Annotated in this window: 8 protein-coding genes and 1 pseudogene; 7 read left to right on the plus strand and 2 right to left on the minus strand. The window is 59.3% G+C overall.

Annotated elements, in window-relative coordinates:
* Positions 1-414 precede the first annotated feature (414 nt).
* The 7 genes from I2D57_RS09450 (at position 415) to I2D57_RS09480 (ending at position 8,278) form a co-directional block, all read left to right on the plus strand.
* Positions 415-663 carry an HPr family phosphocarrier protein gene (locus I2D57_RS09450; protein WP_195362300.1) on the plus strand — a complete coding sequence of 83 codons (249 nt, stop codon included), beginning with the start codon at positions 415-417 and terminating at the stop codon, positions 661-663.
* Between the two features lie 188 nt (positions 664-851).
* The gene (locus tag I2D57_RS09455) at positions 852-1,094 is read left to right on the plus strand and encodes a FeoA family protein (protein WP_022094360.1); all 243 of its coding nucleotides are present in this window, start codon (positions 852-854) and stop codon (positions 1,092-1,094) included.
* A gap of 39 nt (positions 1,095-1,133) precedes the next feature.
* A complete protein-coding gene (locus I2D57_RS09460; RefSeq protein ID WP_006234774.1) occupies positions 1,134-1,355 on the plus strand; it encodes a FeoA family protein in 222 nt (73 codons plus the stop codon).
* A gap of 123 nt (positions 1,356-1,478) precedes the next feature.
* The gene (feoB, locus tag I2D57_RS09465; protein WP_195362301.1) at positions 1,479-4,034 is read left to right on the plus strand and encodes a ferrous iron transporter B; all 2,556 of its coding nucleotides are present in this window, start codon (positions 1,479-1,481) and stop codon (positions 4,032-4,034) included.
* 299 nt (positions 4,035-4,333) lie between these two features.
* Positions 4,334-4,534 carry a hypothetical protein gene (locus tag I2D57_RS09470; protein WP_195362302.1) on the plus strand — a complete coding sequence of 67 codons (201 nt, stop codon included), beginning with the start codon at positions 4,334-4,336 and terminating at the stop codon, positions 4,532-4,534.
* Positions 4,535-4,912: 378 nt separating this feature from the next.
* Positions 4,913-6,130 carry an FAD-dependent oxidoreductase gene (locus I2D57_RS09475; RefSeq protein ID WP_195362303.1) on the plus strand — a complete coding sequence of 406 codons (1,218 nt, stop codon included), beginning with the start codon at positions 4,913-4,915 and terminating at the stop codon, positions 6,128-6,130.
* A 198-nt stretch (positions 6,131-6,328) separates the two neighbouring features.
* Positions 6,329-8,278, plus strand: coding sequence for an NAD(P)/FAD-dependent oxidoreductase (locus I2D57_RS09480; protein WP_195362304.1), 1,950 nt, complete (start codon positions 6,329-6,331; stop codon positions 8,276-8,278).
* 99 nt (positions 8,279-8,377) lie between these two features.
* On the opposite strand, the pseudogene I2D57_RS09485 reads toward I2D57_RS09480, so the two are convergent.
* Positions 8,378-8,590: pseudogene (locus I2D57_RS09485) on the minus strand (FCD domain-containing protein); the annotation flags it as partial.
* A 286-nt stretch (positions 8,591-8,876) separates the two neighbouring features.
* Positions 8,877-9,968, minus strand: coding sequence for an ATP-binding protein (locus I2D57_RS09490; protein ID WP_195362305.1), 1,092 nt, complete (start codon positions 9,966-9,968; stop codon positions 8,877-8,879).
* Positions 9,969-10,446: the final 478 nt, after the last annotated feature.

Below are 10,446 nucleotides of genomic sequence, written 5' to 3' on the forward strand. Positions count from 1 at the left end.
GCCTTTAGACGCGAGCCCGGGGCCCGTGGGTTATACCCTAAGAGCAAACCACCCTTTTTAAGGGTGGTTCTGATTTTGGAGCATGGATTTTGGGCCCTGTGGACAAAAATGCCAAATATGAGTACTGTTGCAAAATAAGTGCCATATCTATCGGCCGGTTTTGAGCAAAAATGGACTCAAAATCAATTTATCTAACCCCCTTTAAAGGGCGTTTGACGGCTTTCAACCTCTTCGAATCGCTCAAAGTAGGCAATTTGCTCTCGATTTTGCTGCTACTAAATTGGTGACAGTACTCATATTTGCCACTTTTTGACCACGGGGTATCCAGAGGGGCTCTCGACAAGCATCTAACGCTACAATAACTACCACGTGGCTGGGTTTGCCGGCCGAATGTGCGATGCCGCGGGAGGGGACATGGTCGAGTTTACAAAGACGATTAAAGATCCGTTGGGATTACATGCCCGCCCGGTTGCGCTGCTCTATGACATCATTGCCAAGCACCGTAGTGACGTGTCAGTCAGTATCGGCGACCGCCACACGGATGGCCGCGATGTCATGGGGCTCATGGCCCTCTATGGTGAGTGCGGCGAAAACGTCGTCTTTCGTGTTTCGGGCGTGGATGAGGCCTCCTGCGTCACATCGATCAGAAATCTCTCGCTCTAGGCATGATAGGGCGTGGTAAAGGATGGTCCTTTGCCGCGCCCTTTTGTTTCGTATAGGAAACTTTTTCGAAAAACTGAACAGGACCCTTTCCAAAAAGTTAACCACGTGCTAGTTTACTATAGCGAACATAGACGTGGCTAACTTTTAACGCGTCGATGTTGAGGACGAACTGACGTTAGGAGCCACTCATGTCTTGCGGACCGCAGATGCCGGCCATGCCGCTTTCGATGGTAAAAGCGGGCGAAACCGTGCGCGTGTCGCGTGTAAAGGGCAATGAGGACATGAAACACCACCTCAAAGACCTCGGCTTTGTCGAGGGCAACGAAATCCACGTGGTGAGCTCGAGTGGCGCCAATATCATCGTCACGGTGCTGGGCGCACGCTTTGGCATCGATTCCAAGGTTGCCATGCACATCATGACCGTCGGTTAGTCCGCAGCATTTCATAAAAACCGAAAGGGGGACAAGAGGATGAAGACGTTGGGTGACGTTAAGGTGGGCGAGAGCTCTACCATCGTCAAGCTTCACGGTGAGGGTGCGCTTCGCCGCCACCTTATGGACCTGGGGCTCATCAAGGGCACTTCGTTCAAGGTCGTGAAGGTCGCGCCGCTCGGTGATCCGGTCGAGATCAACGTGCGCGGCTACGAGCTTTCCATCCGCAAGGAGGAGGCGGCCGTCGTCGAGGTCCAGTAAGGGCTCGCGGCGTATATTTCTGCAGATAAAGTTAGGTATTTCTAACTTAATGCAGCATCTTTGAAGCACATTATCCAGCCTGCGCGGAGAAAGCAGCGCAGGCACACAAGGAAGAAGGATTGAATGGCGGATTCTCAGATCCATGTCGCGCTGGCGGGTAACCCCAACTGCGGCAAGACCACGCTTTTCAACCTGATCACCGGCGCCAACGGCTACGTTGGCAACTGGCCCGGCGTCACGGTTGAGAAAAAGGAAGCCAAGCTCCTAAGCGACAAGAACGTTACCATCACGGACCTCCCCGGCATCTACTCGCTTTCCCCCTACAGCCCCGAGGAGCAATGCTCGCGCGATTACCTCATGAGCGGCGAGCCCGATGTTGTCGTCCAAGTTGTCGATGCCACCAACCTCGAGCGTAACCTGTACCTGGCGCTTCAGGTTATCGAGACCGGCCTGCCCGTGGTTGTTGCCCTCAACATGGCCGACTTGGTCGAGAAGAACGGCGACAAGATCGACACGGACAAGCTCTCCAAGAAGCTCGGCTGCCCGGTTATGATGATCTCGGCTCTTAAGAACAAGGGCATCAAGGAGCTGTTCGAGCAGGTCAAAAAGTCCGCTGCTTCCAAGGGGCAGGTGCCGGAGCACAAGTTCGACTCCTCCATCGAGGACGTTCTGACGCACATCGAGAACAACCTTCCGGCGAGCGTTCCCGCTAACAAGCGTCGCTATTACGCCGTCAAGCTGTTTGAGCGTGACGCAGACGCCTGCAAACTCATCAACCTCACCAAGGAGAAGGCTGCTCGCGTGGAGCAACTGGTCGCCCAGTGCGAGCAGGATTGCGATGACGACGCCGAGTCCATCATCACCGGTGAGCGCTATGGCGTCATCGCGCACATCATCGATGAGTGCATGACCAAGGCTCCTGCCAAGATGAGCACCTCCGAGAAGATCGACCGCGTGGTTACCAACCGTATTCTGGGCCTGCCGATCTTTGTCGTCATCATGTTCTGCGTGTACTACATCGCCGTTTCCACCCTGGGCGGCACGGTGACGGACTTCACCAACGACCAGCTCTTCGGCACCGATGGTTGGTTCGTGCTGGGCCAGGGCCGCGATGCATATGACGAGGCTGCTGGCGAGTACACGCAGGCTCAGGCCGAAATCGCCGCGTTTATCGCCGCTGCCGACGCCAAGGGCATCGACGTTTCTGCTTATAACGATGCCGTCGACGCCGAGGACGGTGACGCTGCCGCCGACGCGCTCAAGACCATCGCAGCCGAGCCTGAGGCCGCGTCCGTGAAGGGCAAGGTCGAGGAGGACGAGGACGCCGGTACGACTGCCGCTACCGTCACTGCGTCTCAGGCGGTCAAGGACCTCGACGTCACCGAGCCCGACCCCGCCGACTACGGTCCGTTCGTCCCCGGCATCACCACCGCGGTGCATAACGCTCTTGTGGCGGGCGGCACCGAGGACGGAGGCCTGGTCGATTCGCTGGTCTGCGACGGCATCGTCGCCGGCCTGGGCGCCATCTTCGGCTTCGTCCCGCAGATGTTCCTGCTCTTTGTGATGCTGTCCTTCCTGGAGGACTGCGGCTATATGGCCCGCGTCGCCTTTATCATGGACCGCGTGTTCCGCCGCTTTGGCTTGTCCGGTAAGTCCTTTATCCCCATGCTTGTGTCCTCGGGTTGCGGCGTCCCCGGCGTCATGTCTACCAAGACCATCGAGAACGAGAAGGACCGCCGCATGACGGTCATGACCACCACGTTCATTCCCTGTGGCGCCAAGCTGCCGATCATCGCCCTGCTCATGGGCTCCATCATCGGCGATTCTTCCACCACCGCGAAGTGGATCAGCCCGCTCTTCTACTTCCTGGGCGTCTTTGCCGTCATCGCCTCGGGCCTCATGCTCAAGAAGACCAAGCTCTTTGCCGGTCGCCCGACGCCGTTCGTTATGGAGCTCCCTGCCTACCACTTCCCGGCGATCCGCTCTTGGGCGCTGCACGTGTGGGAGCGCTGCTGGGCCTTTATCAAGAAGGCGGGTACGGTCATCTTCGCATCCACCGTCGTCGTTTGGTTCCTCTCCAACTTTGGTAGCTATAACGGTGCCTTTGGCTTCCTGCCTGCGATGGACGGCATCCCCGAGGAGTATATGGACTACTCCGTGCTCGCCATGCTGGGCAACCTGGTTGCCTGGATCTTCGCCCCGCTCGGCTTTAGCACCTGGCAGGCAGCTGCGCTGACTTTCTCTGGCCTTGTCGCTAAGGAGAACGTCGTCGCCACCGCCGGCTCGCTGCTGTCCGTCGCCGACGCGGGCGAGACCGATCCGAGCCTGTGGACCGCGTTTGCCGGCATGTTCCCCACCATGGGCGCCTGCGTTGCCTTCGGCGCCTTTAACCTGCTGTGCGCTCCGTGCTTTGCCGCCATTGGCACCATCCGCAACCAGATGGACTCCGGCAAGTGGACCGCGATTGCCATCGGCTACGAGTGCGCCTTTGCTTGGGTGATCGGCCTGTTCATCAACCAGTTCTACAACCTGTTTGTTCTGGGGCAGTTTGGTATCTGGACGGTTGTGGCCATTGTGCTGCTGGCCGCGATGCTCTTCCAGATCTTCCGTCCCATGCCCAAACATGCATGGACTGACGAGGACGAGAGCAACACCGCTTCCGCCACAGTTTCCGCTTAAGTCAGAATAAGGATTAACCCCTTTCCACGAGCCCGAGTGTCCTAGCGACATTCGGGCTTTTTGGTGCATAGGGACAGGTCGGTACAAAAGTAATCTGTCCCCCATGCATCAATTAGTTGCGGTGAAATAGTTCCTGCCTGAGGGCGTTAGCGGCATTTTTAGGTACTATTTCACCGCAACTTTTTTGGTGAGGGGAATGTGGCGTTTCTGCAGATAAAACCGACCAAAATTAACCTGTCCCTTTTTGGTGGGTGGGAGTTGGAGTAAAGTAAGTGGTGGTTAACTAGAGGAGGCTTGCTATGGCACCTATCGATATTGTTGTCCTGGCCGTTATCGGTATTGCGTTTATCGCGGTATGCGTGCGCATCCACCGCAAGGGCACCTGCGCCGACTGCGCCCAGGGTGGCGTTTGTACGGGGCATTGCTCCAACAAAAAGACCTGCGCCGCACTGAAGGGCGTGGACAAAATCGCCGAAGACCTGGGTCGCGGCGTCAGGTAACCCGGTCGCCAGATTCCCGGCCAGTGGGGGCACCGCGTACTGTCCTTCCGGCGTGGCAACAAAATGTTGCCACCTCACGCGAAGGGCGGGGGTGTATAGCCGTGAGACCAAGCAGGATCTCCCGCGATCGTGTGGACTCACGTCTGGCTCGCCGCGGCGTGGACGATACGGGTCGTCGCGATGCGGAATTCATAACGACTTAGTCTGCCCTGCGCCCGCCCGGTCACGGTGCCCCCGATTGCCCCATAGTCTTCATTGCGGTGAAAGTCTCGCGTGCCGTGCTACCGGACACGTCCTCTCGTGCGGTGAGGGCCCGTTAGGTCATATAATTGGATCATTCCAGAGCCGATATCCAGAATGACAATAGAGGGGAATCGCGTGGCTATCCACATCGTTGAGGAGGCACATCGCTGCCTGGGCTGCAAGAAGGCGCTCTGCCAGCTTAAGGGCTGTCCAGTGCTAACGCCTATTCCGCAGGTCATCGACCTGTTCAAGCAGCGTCGTCTGGAAGAGGCGGGCGAGCTGCTGTTCCAGAACAATCCCATGAGCGCGGTCTGCTCCATGGTGTGCAACCATTCGGGCCAGTGCGAGGGCGCGTGTATCCAGGGCCGCAAGGGCGCGCCGGTGCATTTTTCGAGCATCGAGAACTATGTCTCGACAGCGTATTTGGACCGTAAGGAGTGGAAGCCCGCGCCGTCGTGCGGCAAGCAGATCGCCGTGGTCGGCTCCGGTCCTGCCGGCATTACCGTCGCCATTAAGATGGCTCAGCTGGGCTGCGCCGTCACGGTGTTTGAGCAGCGCCCCGAGATTGGCGGCGTGCTGGAGTACGGTATCCCCGAGTTCCGCCTGCCGCGCTCGCTGGTGCAAAAGTACCGCCATGTGATGTGCTCACTCGGCGTGCGCGTTCGCCCCTCGACCACTATCGGCGGTGCGCTGCATATCGACGACCTGCTGCGTGACGGCTACGACGCGGTCTTTGTGGGCACCGGTACCTGGCGTGCCCGCAAGCTGGGTATTCCCGGCGAGTCGCGCGGCAACGTGCTGTTTGGTATCGATTACCTGGTCGATCCCACGAGCGTGGCGATCGGGCAGAACGTGGCGGTTATCGGCGCCGGCAACGTGGCCATGGATGTTGCCCGTACGGCTCTGCGCTCGGGCGCTCGCAAGGTTACCGTGTATGCCCGATCGCGCCATATCTCGGCCATCGATGACGAGGTGGAGCTGACCGAGCTCGACGGTGCCGATATTGTGTGCGGTAAGGCGATCTGCGCCATCGACGATAACGGCCCGGTGTTCGAGACGGCTATCTTTGACGAGGACAACAACGTGGTGGGCTACGAGGAAGAGCTCGACCACGCGTCCGCCGACACGGTTGTGATCGCGGCTTCGCAGGTGCCCAAGGACAAGCTCGTGCTGACGACGGGCGGCCTGGAGACCGACCATCGCGGCCTTCTTTCGGTCGATGAGCATGGTATGACCACCGTGCCGGGCGTCTTTGCCGCCGGAGACGTGGTCAACGGTCCGCTCACCGTGGTCCATGCCGTGGCCGGTGCCAAGCTCGCCGTCGAAGGCATGACCACCTACCTGGGCCTCTAACCCAACCCACCCCTCAGTTGCGGTGAAATAGTTCCTGTTTGGTGCGCCAAGGGCCTCATTCAGGAACTATTTCACCGCAACTTTTTTGTGGGTCGAGCGGAAGCCGGGGGAGCGCGTGCGGTCGGGTGCTGCGCGGTTGCTGATACGATAGGTACATCAGCAACCGCCGCCGAGCGGCTCAAACGAAAGGAACCCTGTATGGAGTCCTCCGCCTACCCGATGCTCTTCAGCCCGATCAAGGTCGGTACGACCGAGGTCAAGAACCGCGTCTTTATGCCGCCGGTGTCCACTAACCTGGCCGACCATGGCTACGTGACCGAAGACCTGGTCGACCACTACCGTGCCCGCGCCAAGGGCGGCGTGGGCCTCATCATCACCGAGGTCGTGACGGTCGAGCCCACCTATACCTATCTGCCGGGCGACATGTGCTGCTACGACGACACGTTCATCCCCGGCTGGGAAAAGCTCGCCGCGGCCGTCCACGAGTACGGCTGCAAGATCATGCCGCAGCTCTTCCACCCCGCCTACATGGCCTTTAACATCCCGGGCACGCCGCGCCTGATCGCCCCGTCCTTCGTGGGCCCGTCCTATGCCCGCGAGGCGCCGCGCCCCATCACGGTCGACGAGATCCACGAGCTCACGCATCAGTTCGGCGACGCCGCCGTGCGCATGCAGAAGGCCGGCGTCGACGGCGTCGAGGTCCACGCGGCGCACGCCCACGGCATGCTCGGCGGCTTCTTGACCCCGCTCTACAACAAGCGCACCGACGAGTACGGCGGCTCGCTCGACGCTCGCATGCGGTTCTTGCTTGAGGTCATCGCCGAGATTCGCGAGCGCTGCGGCAGGGACTTCATCATCGACGTCCGTATCTCGGGCGATGAGTACACCGATGGCGGTCTGACCCTCAACGACATGATCTACGTCTCGCGTCGCCTGGAGAAGGCCGGCGTCGACATGATTCATGTGTCGGGCGGCACCACCATCAAGCGCGGGTCCGCCATTCCCGCCGCCGGCACGCAGCAGGCCTCGCACGCCGCCTGCTCGCGCGAGATCAAAAAGCACGTCAACATTCCCGTCGCCACGGTCGGCCGCATCAACGAGGCCTGGATCGCCGAGGAGCTGATCGAGGACGGCGCCGCCGACATCTGCATGATGGGCCGCGCCAACCTGTGCGATGCCGAGTTCTGCAACAAGGCGGCCGCCGGCAACGCCGACGGGATCCGCCCCTGCATCGGCTGCCTGCGCTGCCTGAACGGCATCATGTTCGGCAAGCGCATCTCCTGCACCGTCAACCCCGATGTTGAGCGCGACGAGGCCGGCTACGAGCCTGCCGCCGAGGCCAAGAACGTGCTCGTCGTGGGCGCCGGCCCCGCGGGCATGGAGGCTGCCTACATTGCCGCCAAGCGCGGCCACAACGTGGTGCTTGTGGATAAGCAGGACGAGCCGGGCGGCGAGATGCGCATCGCGTCCGTTCCGCCGGCAAAGCAGGAGCTCACCCGCGTGATCAAGTACCAGTACCGTCGTCTGGCCGAGGCCGGCGTTACGTGCGTCTTTGGTACCGAGCTGACCGCCGGGGACATCCAGCGCGACTACGCGGGCTACGAGGTCGTCCTGGCCTATGGCGCCGAGCCCATCGCTCCGGCCTCCATGCGGGGCTTTAAGCAGGTTATGACGGCCGACGACCTGCTGGGCGGCAGGGCTTTCCCGGGCAAGAAGATCGTCATCGTGGGCGGCGGCACCGTCGGCTGCGAGACGGCCGACTACCTGGCCCCGCTGGTCAACGACCTCTCGCCGGCAAACCGCGATGTCACCGTTATCGAGATGACCAAGACGCTCGCCGCCAACGAGGGCGGCGCCGGCCGCGCGGTGCTCATCACGCGCATGCTCTCCAAGGGCGTCCACGTGCTGACCGAGGCCAAGGTGACCGAGATCACGGAGGGCACCATCAGCTACGAGAAGGACGGCGAGGTCCACACCATCACCGGTGCCGATACGCTGGTGCTGGCCATGGGCTATCGTCCCAATACCAAGCTGGCTGACGACCTTGCAGCTGCGGGTGTCACCACCCACGTGCTGGGCGACGCCAACAAGTGCGGCAACATCCGCGACGCCATCGGCGATGGCTACAAGGTTGCCTGCGAGCTCTAGTCAACTCCTTTGCACCAATCGATTGCAAAAAGCGGCGGCTGCCCTGTGTGTTGGGCAGCCGCCGCCTGCGTTTTGCCAAAGAAAGATTATTGTCGGGCCCTAAATGCCTTTTGCTTCTGCTCCCTCCGCAATCATGTTGCGGTTATACACCAGGTGCAGATACATCGCGTCGTGCGCGGCGGTGGGATTGCGCGAGGCGATGGCGTCGGCCACATCGCGGTGCGTGCGGATAGTTTCCTCGACGAGCTTTTTGCCGGTCACGTCGATAAAGAGGGGAACGGACGCCTTGAGCACATCCATCAGGCGGGTAACGACGAGGTTGCCGCCATCCCAGGGCGGCTACATGGAGTAGCGCCCATGCGCATCGATTCCCTCTCATAGATGTGCGGCACAAAGAGCCTCGAGTTCATACGAGCTCGGGGTTCTTTTCGTCTGGATTGCAGACGTATCGTCGGACGAAAGCACGTTGCGTCTAGGGAAAAACGTACGAAAGCGCAATTTACGTCTTAATTCCGTACGCAAATCAAGACGAAAATCGTTTACGTCTGCTTTAAATCCGTACGAAAACGGTTTTCGTCTTGCAGGGCAGTTGCCGTTTCTACAGTTCAACTTCCAGTTCGGCTTTGTGCTCGTAGAGGTAGTCGCGCATGTAGGGGATGGCAAATGAGACCTTGCCGTACGAAGGAGCCTCGATAATCGATTCTCTTAACAGGCGGCTGCGGACGGAGCTCACCTGTTGAGGCGTTTTGTTTAGGGCATCGGCAACCATGCTGGTCGAGCTCGTCTGCCCCAAAGACGCCATGCTCAGCAGATAAGCGATGCACGTGGGCGGAATGCGCTGCAGCGCGGGCTCAATCACCATGGCGCAGAAGCGTTCGCGTGCCGTTGCAATGCCACGCTCGGCTTCTTCTTCTCCAATAATCGCTGTATGTGCACGTCTTGCTAGCTGCCATGCGTAGTATCCAACGAGTTGGATCATGAAAGGATAGCCTTGCGTTGCCTCGGCAAGTTGGCCGGCAATACCTGGCTGCAACTCCATGCCAGACGCTTCAATGGTTTCCTCGAGGGAGTACGACACTTCGGTTACTGCCACAGCCTTCAGATCAAAGGGGAGGGCACGACGCAAAAACGTAAGTGTCTTTCCGTTGATGATGCTTTCAATCATCGAAGGCAGCCCAGCAAAAACAAAGGCGATATCAAGGTCTTCGCCGATAACCTGCTGAATCGCAATGGAGAGCGTTCGGACCTCATCGAGCTCTGCGTCTTGAACCTCGTCGAGAGTGATGAGCAGGCCATTTCCATTCTTGGATATTGTCTGTCTCATGGCGTCGCGTAGCGATGGGCCGATTCGCTCAATATCTATGCTGCCGATGGATATGCCAGCTACGGTGGGCTCAAATCTGGCGTGTTTGGCCTGGAATTTGGGCTGCAGCTGTTCGAGAATGCGCTGGCAAAGTCCCTCGGTTGCGACCTCTTTTATGACCGTCCAGCCACGGCTTTGCGCCAAACGTGAGCACTCGTCAAGGAGGACCGTCTTGCCCGTTCCACGGACGCCGGCTATGCGCATTAGGCGCCCCGGGGCACCAGGCCCGTTGATGAGGCCTTCATTGAATTCTTCGAGTACATCTTCGCGGCCGATAATCGTGGGAGGTGTTTTACCTGCTGTGGGCTTAAAAGGGTTTGTTTGCATGTGAGCCACCTTTGCTCAAGATATAGCAAGATATAGCAAAGTATAGCAAGATATAGCAAAGTAAGCGCTACTCGCGGGTTTTGCGGTGGTGCTATTTTCCAAATGCCGCGCGGATAAAGCGCTGGGCGAACAGCTTGTTGGCAACTCACGAGGGCTCGGGGTGCCAATTTGGGGTGCAGTAGTGCTGCGCCACGAAAAGGGCCTATCTACTACGTTTAAGCCGCAGGGGTCAACCATAGTCGACTTTTTCGAAAATCGACAAGCTGTCTACCTGCGGTTTTGTTTTCACGGTTTTCGGTATGGCCGAGGCTATCCGTGTTAACGTAGTAGATGGGCCACTTTTGTGGCAAGGGGGCCGATCTGCGGGCCAGGGTAGCTAAAAGAGCCCCGTCCCAAAAAGAGGTTGATTTCCGATCTCAGCCGAACACATTAGGCGGACAGGCCGTTCCCGCAGCTAGCCGAACGCCCCCGAGGCCCC

The organism is Collinsella aerofaciens (assembly GCF_015553355.1).
Lineage (GTDB): Bacteria > Actinomycetota > Coriobacteriia > Coriobacteriales > Coriobacteriaceae > Collinsella > Collinsella aerofaciens_V.